This is a genomic window from Ralstonia sp. 25C (assembly GCF_051904805.1).
Lineage (GTDB): Bacteria > Pseudomonadota > Gammaproteobacteria > Burkholderiales > Burkholderiaceae > Ralstonia.
In genome coordinates this window covers 433,815-454,662 of record NZ_CP196738.1, presented here as the reverse complement: position 1 = coordinate 454,662, position 20,848 = coordinate 433,815, and the positions used below count along the sequence as shown (strand labels likewise).

Below are 20,848 nucleotides of genomic sequence, written 5' to 3'. Positions count from 1 at the left end.
GCGGGCGCCAAGACTCGCCAAACACGGGGTTAGTTATCCATGGCAGCACAAAATTTGGCGCCTGTTTCGCCGACGCTCGCATCGCGTGAGTTTTCCTTCACCGCGCAAGATTTCGCCCGCATTCGCGACCTGATCTACCGTCGCGTCGGTATTTCGCTGTCCGATCGCAAAAGCGAGATGGTCTACAGCCGCCTGGCCCGCCGTCTGCGCGTGGTCAACCTCGGCTCGTTCCGCGATTACCTGGACGCGCTGGAGCACGGCCACCTGCCCGACGAGTGGGAAGCCTTTACCAACGCGCTCACCACCAACCTGACCGCGTTCTTCCGCGAGCAGCATCACTTCCCGATCCTGGCCGAGCACGCCAAGGCCAAGCGCACGCCGTTCACGGTGTGGTGCTCGGCGTCGTCCACCGGCGAAGAGCCATACTCGATCGCCATTACGCTGGCCGAGGCCTTTGGTTCGATGAACCCCGGGCAGGTGAGCGTGATTGCTTCCGACGTGGATACCAACGCGCTGGCCCGCGGTCGCGCCGGTATTTATCCGATGGAGCGCGTGGCAGCCCTGTCGCCAGAGCGCCTGAAGAAGTATTTCCTGCGCGGCACCGGCAAGCAGGAGGGCTACGCCCGCGTGCGGCCCGAGCTGCAGGCCATGATCGAGTTCCGGCAGATCAACCTGCTCGACCGCGATTGGCCGTTGCAGCAGAAGTTTGATGTGATCTTCTGCCGCAACGTGATGATCTATTTCGATAAGCCCACGCAGGCCAAGATCCTCGAGCACTTCATCGACGTGATGAAGCCCGATGGCCTGCTCTTTGCCGGCCATTCGGAGAGCTTCCTGCAGGTGACCAAGGCGTGGTCGTTGCGCGGCAAGACAGTGTACGAAATCGCGCCCGAGCTGCGCGCCAAGATGGGGGCCCGATGATCGAATTCGGCAAGAGAGCCGTCCCCCGTGCTGCCATGACCGACACCGTGCGCAACGACAGCGGCATGACGGCGGGCGCCATGGCCACGCTCGCCCAATCGGCTGCCAGCACGCACGCCTATTACGACACCACCTTCAGCCGCCGCGCCATGAAGGTGCTGCCCGGCGAGTACTACGTCACCACCGAAGACCTGATGCTCGTGACGGTGCTCGGTTCGTGCGTATCCGCCTGCGTGCGCGACAAGATCCTCGGCATTGGCGGCATGAACCACTTCATGCTGCCCTCGCGCAACGAGGGGGAATCGATCCTGTCGCCCTCCATGCGCTACGGCACGCACGCCATGGAAGTGCTGCTCAACCAGCTCTACCGGGCCGGCGCCCGGCGCGAGCACCTGGAGATCAAGGTGTTTGGCGGCGCCGCCGTGCTGGCCGGCATGAGCACGCTGGATGTGGGTGAGCGCAATGGCAAGTTCGTCCTGGAATTCCTGCGCAACGAAGGGCTGACGGTCGCCGCCAAAGACCTCTTTGATGTGCACCCGCGCAAGGTGTATTTCGTCCCATCCACCGGCCAGATCATGGTGCGCAAGCTGCGCTCGCAAAACTCGGCCGCCGATCTGGACAGCGAAGCGCAATACGCCAGCAAGCTGTCGAAGTCCATCACGACGAAGCCTGCCTCGCGCCTGCAACTGTTCACGTAATTTCGTTTTTTTCCTGACCTTGCCCCCCTAAAACAGCATGAACGACAAACGCAAGATTCAGGTGCTGTGCATCGACGATTCCGCACTGATCCGCAGCATCCTGAAGGAAATCATCAACGCGCAACCTGACATGGAAGTGGTGGGGGTCGCGCCGGACCCGATCATCGCGCGCGACCTCATCAAGCAGACCAATCCGGATGTGCTCACGCTGGACGTCGAAATGCCGAAGATGGACGGCCTCGACTTCCTGGAAAAGCTCATGCGCCTGCGCCCGACGCCGGTCGTCATGATCTCGTCCCTGACCGAGCGCGGTTCGGAAGCCACGCTACGTGCGCTGGAACTGGGCGCGGTGGATTTTGTCGCCAAGCCCAAGCTGGGCATGCGCGACGGCATGAACGAATACGCCGACCAGATTGCCGACAAGATCCGTGCGGCGGCGCGCGCAAAGCTGCGTCCGCGTACTGCGACGCCAGCGGCGCCTGCCACCGCATCCGCATCGGCCGTTGCACCGGCACATGGCGCACACGTTCGCGCGGACCACGCACCGGCCGCAGCGGGACCGGCGCGTACCCATTTCTCGTCGACGGAAAAGCTCATCATCGTGGGCGCCTCCACCGGTGGCACCGAGGCGATCAAGGATTTCCTGCTGGAAATGCCGCCCGACTGCCCCGGCATCCTGATCGTGCAGCACATGCCGGCGGGCTTCACCACGTCGTTTGCCAAGCGGCTGGACGGCCTGTGCCGTATCCGCGTCAAAGAGGCCGTGCATGGCGAGCGTGTGCTGCCCGGCCACGCCTACATTGCCCCAGGCGACATGCACCTGTCGCTGGGCCGCAGCGGCGCCAACTACGTCACCGAGCTGGATCAGGGGCCGCCCGTGAATCGGCATCGCCCGGCGGTGGACGTGCTGTTCCGCTCTGCCGCGCGCAACGCCGGGGCCAACGCCCTGGGCGTGATCCTGACCGGCATGGGCAAGGACGGCGCGGTCGGCATGCTGGAAATGCGCAACGCCGGCGCCTATAACGTGGCCCAGGACGAGGCCTCCTGCGTGGTCTACGGCATGCCCAAGGAAGCCGTGGCCCATGGTGGCGTGCACGAGGTGCTGCCCCTGTCGCAGATCGGCCCCCATGTGCTCGCTAAGCTGTCTGCGCATGGCCGTGTGACGCGCGTGTAACGCCTATTTTTCCGGGACCATTGGTTGCGGGGCGCAGCAGTCAGGCGCCCCGAATCTTTCCAGACGCATGCCGACACTCAAGAATCGGCTCCAGGCGCCGATAAGATTGCCAAGGTAGCCCCGAAAACCCCCCAATTCAGTTAGTTTGCGGAGATTGTGTCCATGGACAAGAGCCAGTACCGATTCCTCGTCGTCGACGACTTCCCGACGATGCGCCGGATCGTGCGTAACCTGCTCAAGGAACTCGGCTTTGGCAACGTCGAGGAGGCCGAAGACGGCGCCGCCGGCCTGGCCCGAGTCAAGGAAGGCCGGTTCGATTTCGTCGTCTCCGACTGGAACATGCCGAACATGGATGGCCTGCAGATGCTGCAAGCCATTCGCGCCGACGCCAACCCGAGCATCAGCAAGCTGCCGGTGCTGATGGTGACGGCAGAGGCCAAGAAGGAAAACATCATTGCCGCTGCCCAGGCAGGTGCCAACGGCTACGTGGTCAAGCCCTTTACGGCGGCCACGCTGGACGAAAAGCTGAGCAAGATTTTCGAAAAGCTCGAAAAGGGGGCGTGATGAGCGAAATGCACGATGGCGCCCAGGCGCCGGTCGCAGAAGGTGCGGAAGGCGTAGACCACGGTGACATGCCGGAAATGCTCCAGCGCATCGGCCACCTCACGCGCATGCTGCGCGAGAGCATGCGTGAGCTGGGCCTGGACAAGGGCGTGGAAAAGGCCGCATCGGCCATACCCGACGCGCGCGACCGCCTGAACTACATCGCCAACATGACCGAGCAGGCGGCCACCCGCGTGCTCAACGCCATCGACGCGGCCCGCCCAGTGCAAGACGCGCTGGAGAGCGACGCCGAGGCGCTGGTCAACCGCTGGCAATCGTGGATGGACCGCCAGCTTGGCGACGCAGAGATCCGTGATCTGGTCGGCCAGACCAACGGCTTCCTGCGCAGCGTGCCGGAAAAGACGCGCGACACGAACCAGCAGCTCATGGAAATCCTGATGGCCCAGGACTTCCAGGATTTGACCGGCCAGGTGATCAAGAAGGTGTTGGATGTCGTGCAACTGATCGAAAGTCAGTTGGTTGGCATCCTGCTGGAGAACGCACCTGAGCATCTGCGCACGGAAGCCTCGTCGTCGTCATTGCTGAACGGCCCGCAGATCAATCCGGACCACCCGGACGTGGTCGGCAGCCAGGAACAGGTTGACGATCTGCTGGAAAGCCTCGGCTTCTAACGCCGGTCTGCCCGGCCTTCGCCTGCGCGAGGGCCGGCGCTTCTCTCGTCTTCAGGGCCCGTCCCGGGCCCCTAGTTCTTCACCGCAGCTTGCGCCAGCATGGCGTCGATCTGCGCGTCCTTCTCTTCCCACAGTTGTGCCAGCCAGCGGTGAAACTCGCTGCGGAACGCCGCATCGGCGGTGTAGTCGCCTGCGCAGAGGCCAGCCGGAATCGGCAGCTCGCGGATGTGCACCATCACGCGGCCCGCCTTGCCGCTAGCCAGTTCCCAAAAGCTTGGGGTGCCGTCCGGGTAGGCAATGCTCACGTCCAGCAGCGCCTGGAACTGGTCGCCCATGGCGTTGAGCGCCAGCGCCATCGCACCGGCCTTAGGCTTGAGCAGATGGCGATACGGCGAGGATTGCGCACGATGCTTGGCCGCCGTGTAGCGGGTGCCTTCGGCAAAGTTCATGACGCTGGTCGGTACCTTGGCGAACTTGGCGCAGGCGCGCCGCGCGGTCTCCCGGTCTTGGTTGCGCAGTTCCGGGTGCTTGCGCAACGCCGCCTTGGTATGCCGCCGCATGAACGGAAAATCCAGCGCCCACCAGGCCAGGCCGATCACCGGTACATAGATCAACTGCTGCTTGAGGAAGAACTTCAGCAGCGGAATGCGCCGGTTCAGCACCCGCTGCAGCACGAAGATATCGACCCACGAACGGTGGTTGCAGTTGACCATATACCACCCCGCGTAGCGCAGGTTGGAGGCGCCTTCCACGCTCCACGGCGCGCGCTGCAGCAGGCCGATCCAGAAGTTGTTGCAGCCGATCCAGCGGGTGGCGATCCAGTTCAGCACCGGGTCGATCCACTGTCGTACAGCCGTGACCGGAATCAGCAGCTTGATGGCGGAGAACGTAAACAGCGGCACGGCCCAGAACAGCGTGTTCAGTGCCAGCAGGATCAGGCTGAGCGTACCCAATACAAAGGGCGGCAAAACGCGTATCAACGGCAACTCCAAAAAAGTACCCGCCGACAGCTTCGCGGCGGGCATGGATTGTGATGATGAGGATACGCGAGGGTAGCGCCGATCGCCTGCCAAGACCATGCGCCGCGTCAGACTTTACGTCTGGCGGCCCCGGAGTCCGTTGCCCCCTCAGTTGCGCGCCTGCTGCGATACCTGCGTCAGGATCTGCCCCGCCGCGCTGTAGCTCGCGTTCATGTAGATCTTCGAAAACGAATGCCCCAGCGCGTCCGACAGCGGGTGCCAGCCGAGCGAGTAGTTGGCGGGCAGCACCGTCTGCACCAGGCTCAGCGCGCCGATCACCGTGTCGGCATGCGACGTCAGGTAGCTGGACCCCGGCAGCTGATAGCGGGTGGCGTTGCCCACGTTAACCGCGCTGATCTTGCCTTGTGCCTGATCCGGCCCGGTCACCAGCAGGTTGATCTCGAAGTTGGTGTACAGCGTGCCCTGTGAGTGGCCGACCAGCACCACCTTGCGCTGCGCCTTCAGGTAGTTGCGGTACTGGTTCAGGTGGTCAGGCAGCTCCGGGATGTCGTTCTTCGTGAGCAGGTCGATGTACTTCTGCTGCAGCGCTGCGTTCATGCCGCCGGCCGGCAGGCTGTTGCCGTCGATGGCGCGCCAGAAGTCGGCCGGGCTCGTGCCTTCCACACCCTTTTGCTTGAACACCTGATAGACGTCGCTCAGGGCGCCTTGCGTGGCGTTGTAGGCGTTGCCGTAGACGTAGGTGTTGTTCTTGTCGCGCGCGTTGAGCTGGGTCTTCAGCACCTGCAGGCTGGCCACCGCATCGTCAAACGTGTTGTTGATGCCGTTGACGAACACAATGGCCGACCCGGGCGCAGCCGAAATCGCGCTGAGCGGCACGGCGAGCAGTGAACCGGCGAGCACGATGGTGGCAAGTTTCTTCATCTTCATGCAGCAGTCTCCTTGGTGGTGGGGTGAGAGCGTGGGTGAAGTCGGGCGGGACACTCCGGTTTCAGTTCGGTAGCGTGGCCGGGTCAAAACCGCACGAGGCGGCACCGGGGTCGTCAAAGTACTGGCCGCCGGCCAGCGCCTGGAAGCGCAGGTAGGCCGTCGTGTCGCTGTCGTTGTCGAGCATGACGGCGCGCGCGGCCTTGATGCGGTCGAGCATCGTCTGTTGGTCAACGCCGGTGGTGGCGAGTACGCCCGGGCCCAACGCACAGGCGATACCCCGGGCGATGGCATCGCCGGCCAGCTTGGCGTCCTGCGGGCCGCGCACGTTGTGGACGGCCTGGCTCCAGCCGTAGGCGATCTGCGTGAGAGCCTGGCGTGTGGCGGCGGAATTGGGGTACTCGCGGGCGAGGTACTCGGTAAAGCGAGGTGGCAGCGGTGGGTTTGCCTGCGCGGACTGGGCCGGCGGCGCGCTGGCAGGCGCGGGAACGGGCGAGGGCGGTGTGGCCGCAGTGGCCCGTTTTGGCGGATCGGGCGGTGGTGCGTCATGCGCGTCTGCGGCACCGGCCGAAAACACCCGCACCCCTGCAAATACCAGTACCGCCGTCGCCAGGATGGCCCCAGCCTTGACCTGCCACCGCATACCCCCTCCTCCCTGATGAGGTTGGACTGCCCGATGCACGTATCGCAAGCGTCACAGTGCATGTGACTGCGACGCATGGTAGTTGCCGGCGGAGGGTGTTTTGTTAACCCAGTGTTATCAAGTGGCTGTTTTGAGACTGTGGGGCGGGTGGGCGCGCACCCCGGGGCCATTCCACGGAAAAAGGCGTCCCGAGGCGGTTTTCTCCCCGCTTTAGCCGGCGTGCGGTGCGGGAATAATGCGAGCGTCTAGTCATCCACCCCTCGCATCCTCCCGGCATGTCCGAAGAAAGCGATCTCGAAAAAACCGAAGCCGCCTCACCCCGGCGCCTGGAACAGGCGCGCGAGGAAGGCGACGTTCCCAGATCACGGGAACTGGGTTCGTTCGCCCTGCTGGCGGCGGGCGCAGGTGGGATGTGGGTGATGGGCGAGTCGATCGTGCGGGGTGCGTCGTCGTTTCTGGCGCGCTGCCTGGAGTTTCACCGCTACGACATCACCCGTGGGCAAGACCAATGGACGTACGTGGCGGCGCAGTTCACGCCGCTGGGCATCGCGCTGGGCGGGTTGCTGCTATTGCTTATCCTGGCCGCGTTGACGCCGCTGGCGCTGACGCGCGGCGCCATCTCGTTCAAGCCGCTGGAACCCGATATCACGCGGCTGTTCAAGCTGCAGGGCCTGAAGCGCATGTTCTCTGTTGAAGGCCTGCTGGAGTTGCCGCGCCTGCTGATCAAGCTGGCGTTGGTGGCTGGCGTGGGCTGGTGGCTGATCCGGCACTACCGCGCGGATTTCATCGAACTGCCACAGCAAGACCTGCGCGCAGCCATGGGTGACACCATGCACGTGGCCGGCGTGGCGTTCCTTTGCATGGCGGCCGTCATGCTGCTGGTGGTGGCGGTGGACGTGCCGCTGGCGCTGTGGCAATACGCCCGCAAGCACCGCATGACCAAGGAAGAGGTGCGCAAGGAGCACCGCGAATCCGAAGGTGACCCGCACGTCAAGGGCCGCATCCGCTCCATGCAGCGCCAGGCAGCCCAGCGCCGCATGATGGCCGACGTGCCCAAGGCCGACGTGATCGTCACCAACCCGACGCACTACGCCGTGGCGCTGCGCTATTCCGAGCAGGAGGGCGGCGCACCGCGCGTGCTCGCCAAGGGTGCCGACCTGGTCGCCGCCAAGATCCGCGAGCTGGGCACCGAGCACAAGATTCCCATTCTGGAAGCGCCGCCGCTGGCGCGTGCGCTATACCGGCACACGGAGATCGGCCACCAGATTCCGGAGGCCCTGTATGCCGCCGTGGCCGAGGTGCTGGCGTATGTGTATCAGCTGCGCCGCATGCATCAGGTGGGTGGGCGGGCGCCGAAACGCCCGACCGAACTGCCGGTGCCGGCGGATATGGACCCCGGCCCTCAGGCCGGCCCCGAAGACGCCAACGACGACGCCTGAGGGAATCGGCAAGCCCAACGTTGATGCTGCGGCCGGTGAGGCCGCGACTGGCGCTACCGCACCACGACGTTATATCGACCCGGGCGGTGCCACGCGATCACCATCGCGCTCATGGCCACCGCGCTCACAGCCGACCACCCAGCGCGGCCAGGCGCGATCACCAGGATCGATGTCAGCAGAATCGTCGAATCGATGGCCACCTGCACGATCCCCGCATTGATCCCACGCGTGCGTTGCAGCCAGAGCGTCAGAACGCCCGTGCCGCCAACGCCCGAGCCGTGTCGCGCGAGCGCCAACACCCCCATGCCGTTGAGCGTACCGCCCACCAGCGCCGCAAATAGCGGGCTTTCGAAATCGATGTGCAAGGCCCGCGGCGTCAACGCAAGCAGGAAGGTGATGCCACAACTGGCCAGCGTCGACTTGATGGCAAAACGCGGGCCCATCACGAAATAGGCGAACACGAAAAACGGCACGTTGACCAACGTGAAAATGGTGCCAACCGATAACGGCGCGACATACGACACCAACAACGCGATTCCGGCAATGCCACCGGTCACGAGTCCGGCCGCGCTCAGCAGTACTACCCCCGTCACGATGAACATCATGCCGACGGCCATGCCATAGATGTCCTCAAGCATCGTGTGTCCGGCTTCGTGGGGGCGGCTTGCCGCAACGGTGCCGGTTGCGTGATGAAGCTGATGGTCCATGGTGCCGCTCATCGCGTGAACGGCCAGTCTGGCAAACAACCGTGTATGTCGAGTAATCCAGCTGCGGGGTGTTTCATTGAACGTTGCCTATGCTCGGGTTGGTGCATCCACGCACCGGCCAATGCACCGCCTTTGTGCGGCGTGACTGGATCCGGGTCTGGTGGGGGTGCTGGTGGGCGCGCGTTTTGTCGCTGCGGGGATGACTTGCAATTCCCATACCTAGCGCCCACGACAGAGCTGCCGGTGCCTGCGGATATGGGCCCGGCGCCTGGCGTGGGTCCAGATGGCGATCGGATGACGACGCGGATTCTATCCCGGGCGGCTAGACCGGCCGCCACGCCGGCAAGCGTTTTTCCAACTGAGCGGCGACTGCCAGCAGTTCGTGTTCATCCCAATGACGCCCGACCAGTTGGAGGCCGATCGGCAGCTGGGTCTGCGGGCAGCGGCCAGCAGGGATCACCACCGCTGGCGAGCCAGTGAGGCTGAATGGGAATACGTAGCGATAGGTACCTGGTTCGCGCAGCGATTCGCCGTGCCGGAAGGCCACATCCGGGTAGACCGGGCTGATCAGCACATCGATGTCTCGGAACAGCGCGGCCAGCTGGTAGCGCACCGTATCGCGCATGACCAATGCGCTGCGCAATTCGTCGACGCTCATTTCCAGCTTGGTGCTTGAGGACAGCATCTGCGCGATCGGAGCGGAGAACGCGTGCTTGTTCATGTCTGCGAACAGGTGTTGCCAGTGGCGGCCGCTGTCACCACCCAGCACCAACACTTTCCACAGCACGTCACAGGCCTCGTCCACCATCGGCGGCGTGGTCTCTGCGACGGACGCCACGGCGTCGTCAAGCAGCGCTGCCGCCTGCTGCAGCAGCGCCTGGGTCGCCTCTGAAGGTCGGGCCGGTCCGCTGCTCTCCTGCCAGATGCCGATGCGCAACCCAGCCAGTTCCTGTGCTCGGTAATCCAGGAATGGCGCGGGGACGGTGTCCGGGTCGTGGCCGTCCGGGCCGCTGATCAACTGGCCGAGCAAGGCGACGTCATCCACACAGCGGCCCATCACCCCGAACGATGAACTGAGATGGAACAAGCCGGAGCGGTCGTGCGGGAACTGGCCGGTCAGCGGCGCACGCCATTGCGTCAGCTTCAGGCCGCACACGCCGTTGAAGTGCGCGGGCACACGCACGCTGCCGCAAGCATCGGAAGCCAACCCTCCAGGGCTCATGCCCGATGCAATGGCGGCGGCCTCGCCACCGCTGCTGCCGCCGGCCGAATGATCGGGATGGTGCGGATTGAGCGTGCGTCCGTAGAGCAGGTTGTCGGTATCGAAGGCCATGCACATCTCGGGCACGTTGCTCAGCCCCAGTGCGATGGCTCCGGCGTCGAACAGCCGCTGGGCAACCGTGGCGCTGGTCTCACTGGGCTTGCCGTGCAGCTCGCGCACGCCACGGCTCGGGTGGAAGCCGCGCACATGGCAGGCGTCCTTGAAGCTCAGTGGTACGCCGTGCAGGGGCCCCTGCAACTGCCCGCGCCGTAGCGCAGCGTCGGCGGCGTCGGCTTCTGCAAGCACGCGCTCGGGCGCCGCCTGCTCGATGATGGCATTCACCTCCGGGTTGCGGCGGGCGATGCGGGCCACGTAGTGTTCGGCCAGCGCGCGGCTGGTCAGCCGGCCGCGTCGTTGCAGGCCGACCATGTCTCTCAAGGGTAGGGTGTCGATATCGTCGATAGGGTCGATGCGGGTCATGGGTCCCCTTAGAGCTTGCGCAACAGCGCGTTGGGCAGCCGATACATGGAACGCGTCACCCGGCGCATGACGGCCACTTTCCAGGCGGGCAGGGCGGCCACGGCTTCCAGCGCTTCGCGGCTGCGAGCGAGCACATCGTCGATCGTCTCGGCGCTCACGGTCAGCGGCGGGTAGTAGCGCAATACCGGGCGCTCGGCGCGCTCGTTCATGGAGTGGCCGGTATGGACGTTCCGTTTGCCCAACTCCATCGAGAGCAGCGATTCGTACACCGCGCCCTTGAGCCGCAACCCCGTCATCAAGCCGATGCCGGGTACGTCTTCGATGATGTCGGGAAAGCGTCTTGCGAGCGCCATCAGGCCCTGGCGCAACTGGTGGCCGCGCTCGACGGAAGCTTGTAGCAGCCGTTCTTCTTCGATGACGTCAATCGCTGCCAAGGCGGCCGCACAGGCAAACGGGTGGCCACCGCAACTGCCGCGATCATCCTGCGGCGCGGGCAGCCGCTCCAGTGTCTGCTGGCGGTACATCACACACGCGATGGATGCGTATCCCCCGGTCAGCCCCTTGGACAGGATCAGGATGTCAGGCTCGATGCCGGCGTATTCCACCGCGAACATCTTGCCGCAGCGGCCGAAGGCGGTCTGGATTTCATCTGCGACGAACAGCGTGCCCGTGCGGTCGCACAACGCGCGGATGTCTTGCAGATAGCCCAGTGGCGGCATGCGCAGGTGGGCACCGCCCAGGATCGGCTCCAGGTACACGGCGCAGGCGCCGTCGCCAACGGCCTCGCGCATGGCCGCCATGTCGCCGTAGGGCACGATGACCACGTCGGTGGCGAGCTTGCCGAAGCTGGCTTCGTGCTGCCGCTGGCCCAGGATGCTCATCGCGGCCAGCGTCTTGCCGTGATAGGCGCCTGCGGTAATGACAATGCGGCGGCGTGGCGCGTTGGCGGCAAGCACGTAGCGCAGCGAATGCTCCACCGCCTCGGCACCCGACAGCATGTAATGGACGTCGCCCCACTGGCCGGGTGCCAAGGCTTTCAGGCGCTCTGTCAGCGCTTGCTGTGCGGGGTGGGTGGTGCCGTGCGGAAGCCAGGCCAGTTGCGCCAGTTGCGCATCGACGCGGCGCTGCACGGCCGGGTGGCGATGGCCAACAATGAAGACGCCGTAGCTGCACGCGAAATCGAGATAGCGGCGGCCCGTGTGGTCGCGCACCTCACAATCGGAGGCTTCTGCTTCGACCTGGCTGCCGGCAATCCGGTACAGCTTGGCGGCCGACGCACCCCAGTGTTTTTCACAGGTGTCCAGCAGTTGCTGGCGATCAATGGTTGTGGTCGTCATGGAATGCTCTCCTGATGGCAACGAGGGCTTCGTCAAGCGCGAGCGCCTGAGTGGCGGCCGACGGGTGCAGAGTCAACGTCCTGCCGCGCGGCGGTCGCACCAGCACGCCCTCTGCCAACAAGCGTTCGGGCAGGCTGGAGACATCCACGTGGTCTGGCACGCGCAGGTTGACGATGCCGCCGACCACACTGCGGACATGCTCCGGCAGCGCGTCGGCGATGGTGTTGCCGAGCGCTTGAAACTGGCTGGGTGTCTTGCGTCGCGTCGCGTAGTCCAGTGCGGCGAGCGCTGCGGTGCAGGACAGCGGGTTGCCGCCAGTCGTGCTGCCGTGTTTGGCGGGCGAGCTGCTGCCGTACACCTTGTAGGCACGCTCGGCCGAGGTGAGGTAGCAGCCGATGGGCACCGCCCCGCCGCCGAGCGCACCGCCCAGTACCAGAATATCGGGTGCCACGGCGGCCAGCTCGTGGCCGAACATCACGCCCGCGGCGCCAAGGCAGACTTCGCTGGCCTGGCAGATCAGCGGCACCTTCGCGGCACGGGCGAGGCTGGCAATCTCACGCAGACGTTCAGCCGGGAGTGGCACCAGTGAACCATCGTCCTGACGGATCAGTGGCGAGTAGCACAGCGCATAGCACTGGGCCAGATCGCTGGCCGATGGCAGTGCGCCGTGGCGCTCGATCGTCAGGGTTTCCAGGCCGAGGAAGCTGCGCAGTTCGCCATAGCCTTCCGGCTTTTCCAGGCAGCGGCCGAAACTGAGCGAGCCGAATTCACTGCCGCGCACGTGGGCCAGGCGCCGCAGCTGGGGCTGCAGACCTTTGCAGAGCTTGAGCGCGCCTTCGAAGGCTTCGTCGCCCGAGCTGCACACATAGGCGTTGGACAGGGTGGGCGGCAGCATGGCGGCTAGCTCGCGGCAGAGACGCAGCAGCGGTTCGGACATCATCACCCGGTTGGACAGGCCCATGACAGCGGCCTGTGCACGTACCTTGTCGATGATCTCCGGAAGGCTGAAGCCCAAGTGGCCGCTGGCCAAGTCGACAATGCGGCGGCCGTTGACGTCGATCAGCGTTTCGCCTTCCCCGCTCAGGATTTGCCCAGCCAGGGCAGGCAGGGCATCGCGTGCGGTCATGGTGCCCTCCTCACAGGTAGCTGAGCGCGTTGAAGATCTTGCGCCGGGTGTCGACGATGGCGCGCCGGCCATGCATGACGCGGCGGTTGTCGATCATCACGAAGTCGTTGTCGTTCCAGTCGACGGGGATGGTGTTGGCGTCGGTCACGCGAATCAGCTCTTCCATCATGGCCGCCGGAATCGGTTCGCCGCTGGCCGCGATCGTGATGCGGGGCTTCTCGTAGTTGTACGAGGGGCCGAGAATGCTGTTGGCAAAGGCCGGCTGACGACCGATGGACGAGGACAAGACCGCCGATACCGTGAAGTCGTAACCGATGGATTCATCGGCGGGGTTGTAGGTGATCTGGGTATTCGGGTCGTCGCCGATGATGCGCTGCAGATCCTCGAACTTCACCTGCTCCGGATTGTTCAGCGTGGGGGTGTAGTGCACCACCAGCCGTTTCCATTTGTCGGCCTGCACATTGCGCGAATAGCGGATCTCGTTCTGCACGAAGAAGTCGCGGGTGCTGTCGGAGAACTGGTCCAGCACGGCCACGCCGTCGCAGACGGTGGTTTGCGAGCCTACGCGCGGCGCTTCCTTGCAATAGAACCAGGTCAGGTCTGGCCAGAACGGCGAGTTGCCGTTCTCGCAGTGCAGGCCCACCGCGTCGGTTCCGGCATCCACCAGTTGGGCGGCCCCGCCTTCCATGGTGCGTGCCGGGTCGAGGCTGAGCCGGGAGCTGTGGCGTTTGACGAAGCTGCAGAATTCATCGACGGTTTCCGCGCCGTGCGGGAACAGCAGCACACCGGTCTCCGCCAGCTCGGAGAGCAGCTCTTCGGTTTTGAGCGCGCGCATCTCTTCACGCCCGATACGCTTGATGGTGGTTTCGGACTGCGACGATTCAGACTGCAACAAGACGGCCGTGTTCATGGTTGTGTTCCTCATTGGTGGAGAAGTTGCCCCGGCGGGAGGCATATGCCTGCGCAATGTCGCCGCGCTGCGGGCGCCCCGTGACGGTGTAGAGGCGGGAGAGCATTTCGCTGCCGCGCGGCAGCAGCCACAGCCTGGAGGGGCGCTCGATGTCGGACAGGTTGTCGGCCATCCAGCCGAGCCAAGGGGTGGTGTCGGTGGCTTCGCCGGTATGCAGCAAGGCGACCAGGCCGTCCTCGTCGTCGAGGAAGACCACCGCGTCGTGGATGCCATCCAGCTGGCGCAGTTCCAGTTCCACTTGCTCGGGGCTGACGTTGCGACCGTTCGGCAAGCAAATGACGTTCTTCTTGCGCCCGCTGATAAACAGGTAGCCATCCTCGTCCAGGGTGCCCAGGTCACCCGTATCGAGCCAGCCATCGGCCGTATGCGCGCAGGCGCTCGGGTCTTCGCCGGAGTAATGGCTGAATTGCGACGCGCTGCGGATGTGGATGCCGCCGTCGTCCGCAATGCGAATCTGGACGTGAGGCAGTGCGCGGCCCACGCTGCCGTGGCGATTGGCCGTGCGCGTGTTGACGCTGACCACCGAGGCGTTCTCGCTCAGGCCGTAGCCCTGGAAGATCGCAATGCCCAGCTCCGCCAGTCGGGCCAGCACTTCGGCACTCACAGCAGCGCCGCCACACGTGATGTGCGGGGCGTCATCAGCGCGCAGATAGCGGGCCAGTTCTGCGTCGCCCTGTTCCAGGCGCGCCAGCAGGCGGTTGATGATCATCGGGGGCACGGTGCAGGCACCGGGGCGCACTTGCATCAGCCAGTCGATCATCCGGTCGGCACTGCCGCCGGGCTCACCCAGCAACGGTACGGTTTCCGGCAGGAAATGCACCGTGCCGCCCGCCAGCAACGGCATGTACAGCGCGGTGATCTGCTCAAGCAACAGGCTCAGCGGCACCAGCGACAGATAGCGGTGGTGACACTCGGCCGGCAGGGCTTCATGCAGGCTCTTCAGCGTGGCGGCCAGGGCGTTCTCGCTCAGGCAGACGCCCTTGGGGCGGCTTGTGGTGCCCGACGTATGGATGATCTTGCAGATCCAGCTGCCATCCGGCGCGAGTTGCGGCGATGCCGGCATCGCGCTGGGTGCCGGGGCCAACTGGTCCACCCGGAGTTTGCGCACGGCAGACGCTTGCAGCCCCCAACGCTGTTCCAGAATGGCTTCGCCAGGTTCATCGACCAGGAAGAAATCGCACTTGGCGGCCAAGTGTTCTGCTTGCGCGCGGGTGAAGGCTTGCGGCAGCGGCAAACTGGTGAGATTGGCGAACAGGCAGGCCAGATCGGCGACGAGCCAGTTGATGCTGTTACGGATGACGATGCCAACCACAGGGCGTTGTTTGACGAGGTCGGGCCGCAGTTCGGCCTGCAGGGTGTCCGCCAGCACGTGCGCGGCGTTGGCGAGCTCGCGCCGGTTCAACTGGCGTTGGATGCCACCGTCGGCATCGTGGTCGATACAGGCGACTTGCTCTGGGTTGTTCAGAAATTGCTGGCACAGCTGATGGCTCAGGCTCACGATACGGCCTCCTCCAGTTGTGCAGGCTGCTTGCTGCGGATGAAATCCATGGAGGTCGTCAGTCGCTGGAACAGCTCGCGGTGGTTGGCGACGTGGATGAGCCCGGTGGTCGGCTTGTTGGCGTAGTAGCTTCCCCACCCCTCTCCGCCGCCATCGACCTTGGCCGGGTCGGCTTCGCAGATCGGTTCAAAGCGGATGTCGCAGGCGTTCAGCAGCCCAGCGACCTTGGGCGTGATGGTGCACAGCAGGGCCTTGGCCCCCATGCACCACGCGAGCAGCGGCACAAGTTTGATGACACTGAGTGATGCGCGCTTGTCGAAGGAAATCAGATTGCCGACCTCCGCAATTTCGTTTCGGCTGTATTGGCATCGCCAAATCTCTTGAATGGCGGTTTCAATTGGCGTGTCCAGATACTGTTCGGAAAATAGCTTTCCGGTTGTGGCGAACGTAATTCCTGCACAAGCCAGAATCGTTCGGTCGCCTTCTACCGCGACGACAAAGTTTTCCGGGTTGGGTTCGATTTGCGCCTCGTAAGCGCTGCGGTATTTGTTCTGTACGGCGGTGACTGCAAGATGCCATAACGCAGTCCCTTGTTTGACAACTCGGATATTCATCACATCACCCTGGTGGTTTGTCGACATTCGATGTCGTCATCATGGGTGGTGAGCCGCGATGCTGCACTGCAGAAAATGGATTTGCGAATTTAAATAATAGGATTGGCCTGTTTTGAATCACATTAATCTGTTATAAGCGGAATTTAATACATCGATTTGTAAAAGTGGGCATGAAAAAACCGGCGCGAGGCCGGTCTTTTCTTTTCTTGAGGGAGGAGGCGCCGATCAGGCCCCGCCATATTGAAGGCGCAACGCCTTCTTGTCGGTCTTGCCGACGCTGGTGCGAGGCAGTGCGCTGGTGAGGTGAATCGCATCGGGTAGCGCGTAGGACGGCAGCCGGCCTTGATGCGCCTGCATGTGCAGTGCTTTGCGCAGCGCGTCGGCCAACGCCGGGTCGTTGTCTTTCTCGGGGACGATCACGGCAACAGGGCGTTCTCCCCAGCGTGCGTCCGGAATGCCGATGACTGCGGCGTCTGCCACGCCGGTGCAATCCAGCAGCAGAGCTTCGAGTTCCAGCGACGAGACCCATTCCCCACCGGTCTTGATCATGTCTGTCGCCCGGTCGGTCAATCGCAGGGAGCCGTCTGCGTCCAGCACGCCGATGTCGCGCGTATGAAGAAAGCCGTTGCGCCACAGTCCTGCGCTGGCCTCGGGCTCGTTCAGGTAGTCGGCCGTCAGCCACGGCGCGCGAGCGGTCACCTCGCCGGCCTGGCGGTTGTCACGGGCCACCGGCTGTCCGTCCTTATCCAGCACGCGCAGCCGGACCAGCGGGATGGGCGAGCCGGCGCGCAGCCGGGCGGCCAGATCCTGCGCTTCGTTGCGCGCATGGTCCGGGTGAAACTGGGCCAGCGTCAGCACGGGCCCCGTCTCGGACATGCCGTACCCCGCCCAGATGTCGATGCCGAGCGCCAATGCGCGACGTGCCAGGGATTCCGATAGCGCCGCGCCACCGATGATGACTTTCCAGCGTGACAAGTCGCGCTGCGGCTGGCTGGGGTCATCCAGCATCATTTGCAGCAGCGTCGGCACGCAGTGGGAGATGGTGACGCCTTCACGTTCAATCAGGTCGAGCAACGTTGCCGGCCGGTACCGGCCCGGATACACCTGCTTGAGGCCCAGCATCGTGGCCAGATAGGGCATGCCCCAGGCATGCACGTGGAACATCGGCGTGATCGGCATGTAGACATCACGGCGATGCACTCTGAGGCCGTCCGCCGAACAGCCCAGCGCGCCCGCGAGCGCCAGCGTGTGCAACACCAGCTGCCGATGGCTGAACGAGACGCCTTTGGGCGCCCCGGTGGTGCCCGTCGTATAGAACAGGGTGGCGCGCCGATTCTCGTCGGGGGCGGGCAGCACCGGATCGGACGTTTCCGCGGCCAGGCAAGCCTCGTACTCCCCGTGCCAGGGCAGGTCCGGATGCGCGGTCGCATCGGGTTCGTCGGTCAGTCGCAGCCAGGCGGTCGCTGCCGGCAGGGCCTCGCGAAGCTCGGCCAGTTGCGGCGCAAAGTCGTCGTTGACCAGCAGCACGCTCGCACGGGAATGGCCCAGCGTGTAGGCCAGTTGTTCGGGCGACAGCCGGATATTGGCCGTCATCAGCGTGGCGCCCGTCATGGGCACGGCAAAGTACGCTTCCAGATAGCGATGGCTGTCCCAGTCGGCCACGGCGACGGTCACGCCCGGACCCGCCCCCAGGCGCTGCAACAGCGCGCACAGCCGCAGCACGCGCTCATGGAGGTCCCGATAACGCAAGCGCACGGTGTCGCGGTAGATGATTTCGCGGTCGGGGTACTGCTCAACCGTGGGCACCAGTAATTGGTCCAGTGTCAACTGGAAACCCTGCGCGCAGACAGGCGATTCGAAAGCAGTCATGGCTCCAAGGCGGGGTGGTGAGTCGGACGGGTAGTGTAGGTAGCGGGCAAAGCGGGCGATTGCGAATTCCCCGATAGCCGATTTGAAACTTTGAATTGCCCGCAACGGCTTGTTGTCATGACAATGACCCAGTCGTTCCTACACGCATGGAGTCAGAACGTGACGCAATCTTCCCGCGCGGCAAGTCGTGTGCCGTTGATCCTTGCGCTGGTGCTGGTCGGCCTGAACCTGCGCCCATCGATGGCCGCGATCGGGCCGCTGCTGACGTCGATCCGAAGCAGCATTCCGTTGAGCTACACGATGGTCTCCCTGCTGACCATGCTGCCGGTGCTGGCCATGGGCCTCGCGATGTTCCGCGGTGCCAAGCTGGCCGCCCGTTGGGGGGAGCACCGCGCCATTGCGGGGGCGTTGCTCGTGATCGGGCTGGCCAGCCTGGCGCGGCTGCACGCTTCCTCCGCTTTGGATCTGATCCTGACGGCTGTGGTGGCCGGTGCCGGCATCGCTGTCATCCAGTCGGTCATGCCGGGCATCATCAAGAGCCGCTTTCCGAACGCCATCGCGTTGCTGATGGGGGTGTACGTGACCGCCATCATGGGCGGGGCCGCCTTGTCCGCCTCGGTTTCGCCGTTCATCAGTGGTTGGTTCGGAAGCTGGCAGCCCGCCCTGGCGGCGTGGTCGGCACTGGCCGCGGTGGCGCTGGCGGCGTGGTACGCCATCCGTGGGGACATCGTGTCGTTCGTCGCGCCCCAGCAAAGCGCGGCAGGTAACGACAAGCCGTTTGCGACCCGCCCGCGTGCTTGGCTGTTGGGCATCTTCTTTGGCCTGGGCACCGCCTCCTACACCTGCGTACTGGCCTGGTTGCCTCCGTTCTATGTCGAGCAGGGGTGGGCAGATACGAATGCCGGCCTGTTGCTGGCCTACCTGACCAGCATGGAGGTGCTGTCCGGTCTGGTGGTGCCCGCGCTGGCCAGCCGCAGCCTGGACCGCCGTCCGGTGTTGCTGCTGGTGTTGGTTTCGGTGATCGCCGGGTTTGCCGGCCTGATCCTGGCGCCGACGGCTTATCCGATCGTCTGGGCCGGTCTGCTGGGTTTTGGCATCGGCGGCCTGTTCCCGATGAGCCTGATTGTGGCCATGGACCACATGGACGCCCCGCGTCGTGCCGGCGAACTGACGGCATTTGTTCAGGGCGTGGGTTACCTCATTGCCGCGCTGTCGCCGCTGATTGCCGGCTTCATCAAGGATGTGTCCTCCAGCTTTACGCAGGCTTGGCTGCTGCTGGCGCTGGTGTCCACCGGGATGATCTTCATGGTGGGGCGATTCCGCCCGGCCGACTATCCGAAGCACTTCGCCATCCAGCCGAGCCGCGGCTGAGCGCCGCTAACACAACCCTCCTGGCGTCGTTGTGCCCTCCCGCGGTGACGAACATTCCAGGACCGCTGCGCTGGGTTGTGTTCGGGGCGCTAAGCGCGGAGCCCTTCCGTTCAGATGTTGACGCACGCGCGGATCAATTGCTGACGCAGCCAGGTATTGGCCTGGTTGTTCGTCAGCGCAGCGCTCCACACCATATCCAGCGTGAAGTCCGGCATCCCGTCGGGCATGGGGCGCGCGCCGACATTGGGCAGCTTGCGTCTGACTTTGTCATGGATGCGCCGGGGAAGCATCAATAAGAGATCGGTGCCGAACAGTAGCTCGATGGCCGAAAAGTAGCTGTTGGCCCGCGCCGCGATCGTGCGGCGATGGCCTTGTGACTGCAGCCAGCTGTCGACCATATTGCTGTCGGAAACCCAGGGCGTTGGAAAGACGTGACGGCGTTCCAGCAGCTCATCCAATGGCAGGGGGGCCGTATTGTCGGGGCCATCCTGCACGGCAAGCAACTGGTCGCGGAACAGCGTCTGGGTCGAAAGACCCGGGTAGTTGCGGTAAAAGCCCGGGCCGAAAAAAACGCCCAGATCGATTTGCCCTCCAACGATCTCGCAGTACGGCAAATCCTTTTCGGGTTTTGTAATGTTGATCGAAACCTTGTGGCCGGCCTCCAGAATGTTCTTCATCAGCACCGGCATGATGATGATTTCGAAATATTCCGGCGCGTAGATCGTAAATGAAGTGGATTTGACGGCGGGGTTGAAGCTGGCATCATCCTGCACGCACTCGGCCATCTGGGTGAGGATGCCTTGGACGCGTGACGTGAGCGCCGTCGCCCGCTGGGTTGGGCTCATGCCAAAGCGGGAATTGGTGAACAGCTCATCATCAAAACAGTCGCGCAGGCGTTTCAGGCAGTAGCTCACAGTCGATTGGCTGACGCTGAGCAGTTCCGCCACCTCGGTGACGCTCCTGAGCTCATATATCAGGTGAAAAATCACCAGATCCTGAAAGTCCAGCTTGCGGACGCGATTATTCAGTAACAGCATGGTTGTTTTGTCCTAGATCGATGCTCGCGTGCTGATGGCATGCACGAGATTCGATTTCTCATTCGGCAGAAGGTTGCGGCCTTCTGCGCGGGGGGCGCAATTGTGGCATTACTGGCGCCCATTTAGATGACAACCAAATTGATCAATGCGGAAGCGCGCGGAAAATGGTAGGCATTCGGTTTTGTAGAGGGCTGCCGCATCCCGGTTAAGCCGTGTTCTTAATATTTTGATCTGCGAAAAGTGCTGTTTGTTACCAATGGGAAATATAAAAGCGCCCATTTGGCGCAAATGGTTTGGGCGGAGCAGGGTCGTGGCTGACACGCGCTGTTAAAAAGCCAGCGAAGCGGCCCTGATGAGGCGCGCCGAGTTCTGCGCTTGCGCGGCCAAGAAAAAAGCTCCGCCCTCAGCACTTTTTGCCCGGCGTGTGGCTGTTCTAGCCTCATCGACGGGGCTTGGCGGTGCGCAATGGCCGGCAGGCGGCACCGTTCGCCGCTTCCACACCCCCCATGGGGAGGGTATTTCAAAGAAAAGCCGCCTTTTGGGCAGCTTTCTCCCGTCTTCGAT

19 protein-coding genes are annotated in these 20,848 nt (G+C 64.0%); 7 read left to right on the top strand and 12 right to left on the bottom strand.

Translation table 11 applies throughout. The features are described from left to right. Positions 1-39: 39 nt before the first annotated feature. The 5 genes from ACS7SF_RS20570 (at position 40) to cheZ (ending at position 4,028) form a co-directional block, all read left to right on the top strand. The gene (locus ACS7SF_RS20570; protein ID WP_426399811.1) at positions 40-921 is read left to right on the top strand and encodes a CheR family methyltransferase; all 882 of its coding nucleotides are present in this window, start codon (positions 40-42) and stop codon (positions 919-921) included. An 80-nt stretch (positions 922-1,001) separates the two neighbouring features. Then, positions 1,002-1,619 carry a chemoreceptor glutamine deamidase CheD gene (gene cheD, locus ACS7SF_RS20565; RefSeq protein ID WP_426400743.1) on the top strand — a complete coding sequence of 206 codons (618 nt, stop codon included), beginning with the start codon at positions 1,002-1,004 and terminating at the stop codon, positions 1,617-1,619. 37 nt (positions 1,620-1,656) lie between these two features. Continuing rightward, positions 1,657-2,793 carry a protein-glutamate methylesterase/protein-glutamine glutaminase gene (locus tag ACS7SF_RS20560; RefSeq protein WP_439893982.1) on the top strand — a complete coding sequence of 379 codons (1,137 nt, stop codon included), beginning with the start codon at positions 1,657-1,659 and terminating at the stop codon, positions 2,791-2,793. 162 nt (positions 2,794-2,955) lie between these two features. Continuing rightward, positions 2,956-3,357, top strand: coding sequence for a chemotaxis response regulator CheY (gene cheY, locus ACS7SF_RS20555; RefSeq protein WP_426399813.1), 402 nt, complete (start codon positions 2,956-2,958; stop codon positions 3,355-3,357). Further along, the gene (gene cheZ / locus ACS7SF_RS20550; RefSeq protein WP_426399814.1) at positions 3,357-4,028 is read left to right on the top strand and encodes a protein phosphatase CheZ; all 672 of its coding nucleotides are present in this window, start codon (positions 3,357-3,359) and stop codon (positions 4,026-4,028) included. Before cheY ends, cheZ begins: the two co-directional genes overlap by 1 nt. Before the next feature lie 71 nt (positions 4,029-4,099). On the opposite strand, the gene ACS7SF_RS20545 is transcribed toward cheZ, so the two are convergent. The 3 genes from ACS7SF_RS20545 to ACS7SF_RS20535 form a co-directional block, all read right to left on the bottom strand. Then, positions 4,100-5,008, bottom strand: coding sequence for an acyltransferase (locus tag ACS7SF_RS20545; RefSeq protein WP_439893981.1), 909 nt, complete (start codon positions 5,006-5,008; stop codon positions 4,100-4,102). 147 nt (positions 5,009-5,155) lie between these two features. Next, positions 5,156-5,929: a hypothetical protein gene (locus ACS7SF_RS20540; protein ID WP_439894441.1), complete on the bottom strand. Its 774-nt coding sequence runs from the start codon at positions 5,927-5,929 to the stop codon at positions 5,156-5,158. 67 nt (positions 5,930-5,996) lie between these two features. Then, positions 5,997-6,575 (bottom strand): hypothetical protein, encoded by a 579-nt coding sequence (locus tag ACS7SF_RS20535; protein WP_439893980.1) that lies wholly within the window; start codon positions 6,573-6,575, stop codon positions 5,997-5,999. Positions 6,576-6,850: 275 nt separating this feature from the next. On the opposite strand from ACS7SF_RS20535, the gene flhB reads away from it, so the two are divergent. Further along, positions 6,851-8,014, top strand: a complete 1,164-nt coding sequence (gene flhB, locus ACS7SF_RS20530; protein WP_439893979.1) for a flagellar biosynthesis protein FlhB — start codon at positions 6,851-6,853, stop codon at positions 8,012-8,014. A 53-nt stretch (positions 8,015-8,067) separates the two neighbouring features. On the opposite strand, the gene ACS7SF_RS20525 is transcribed toward flhB, so the two are convergent. The 8 genes from ACS7SF_RS20525 to ACS7SF_RS20490 all read right to left on the bottom strand — a co-directional run bounded on the left by ACS7SF_RS20525 (position 8,068) and on the right by ACS7SF_RS20490 (position 17,876). Next, positions 8,068-8,721, bottom strand: coding sequence for a YitT family protein (locus tag ACS7SF_RS20525; RefSeq protein ID WP_439893978.1), 654 nt, complete (start codon positions 8,719-8,721; stop codon positions 8,068-8,070). 322 nt (positions 8,722-9,043) lie between these two features. Further along, on the bottom strand, positions 9,044-10,462 hold the full coding sequence (locus ACS7SF_RS20520; RefSeq protein WP_439893977.1) for an amidase: 1,419 nt from the start codon (positions 10,460-10,462) through the stop codon (positions 9,044-9,046). Between the two features lie 8 nt (positions 10,463-10,470). Next, entirely contained in the window at positions 10,471-11,799 is a 1,329-nt protein-coding gene (locus ACS7SF_RS20515) for an aspartate aminotransferase family protein (RefSeq protein ID WP_439893976.1), read from the bottom strand. Then, positions 11,780-12,925 (bottom strand): aminotransferase class III-fold pyridoxal phosphate-dependent enzyme, encoded by a 1,146-nt coding sequence (locus ACS7SF_RS20510; protein ID WP_439893975.1) that lies wholly within the window; start codon positions 12,923-12,925, stop codon positions 11,780-11,782. The genes ACS7SF_RS20515 and ACS7SF_RS20510 overlap by 20 nt, the downstream gene beginning before the upstream one ends. Before the next feature lie 10 nt (positions 12,926-12,935). Continuing rightward, the gene (locus ACS7SF_RS20505) at positions 12,936-13,835 is read right to left on the bottom strand and encodes a TauD/TfdA family dioxygenase (protein WP_439893974.1); all 900 of its coding nucleotides are present in this window, start codon (positions 13,833-13,835) and stop codon (positions 12,936-12,938) included. Next, positions 13,807-15,393: an AMP-binding protein gene (locus ACS7SF_RS20500; RefSeq protein ID WP_439893973.1), complete on the bottom strand. Its 1,587-nt coding sequence runs from the start codon at positions 15,391-15,393 to the stop codon at positions 13,807-13,809. Before ACS7SF_RS20500 ends, ACS7SF_RS20505 begins: the two co-directional genes overlap by 29 nt. After that, positions 15,390-16,034 (bottom strand): thermostable hemolysin, encoded by a 645-nt coding sequence (locus ACS7SF_RS20495; protein WP_439893972.1) that lies wholly within the window; start codon positions 16,032-16,034, stop codon positions 15,390-15,392. Before ACS7SF_RS20495 ends, ACS7SF_RS20500 begins: the two co-directional genes overlap by 4 nt. A gap of 198 nt (positions 16,035-16,232) precedes the next feature. Beyond that, complete coding sequence (locus ACS7SF_RS20490) at positions 16,233-17,876, bottom strand: fatty acid--CoA ligase (protein ID WP_439893971.1); 1,644 nt, start codon at positions 17,874-17,876, stop codon at positions 16,233-16,235. Positions 17,877-18,074: 198 nt separating this feature from the next. On the opposite strand from ACS7SF_RS20490, the gene ACS7SF_RS20485 reads away from it, so the two are divergent. Further along, positions 18,075-19,247 (top strand): cyanate transporter, encoded by a 1,173-nt coding sequence (locus ACS7SF_RS20485; protein WP_439894440.1) that lies wholly within the window; start codon positions 18,075-18,077, stop codon positions 19,245-19,247. 110 nt (positions 19,248-19,357) lie between these two features. Here the strand turns inward: ACS7SF_RS20485 and ACS7SF_RS20480 are convergent, their stop codons facing one another. Then, the gene (locus tag ACS7SF_RS20480) at positions 19,358-20,284 is read right to left on the bottom strand and encodes a LysR substrate-binding domain-containing protein (protein WP_439893970.1); all 927 of its coding nucleotides are present in this window, start codon (positions 20,282-20,284) and stop codon (positions 19,358-19,360) included. Positions 20,285-20,848 lie beyond the last annotated feature (564 nt).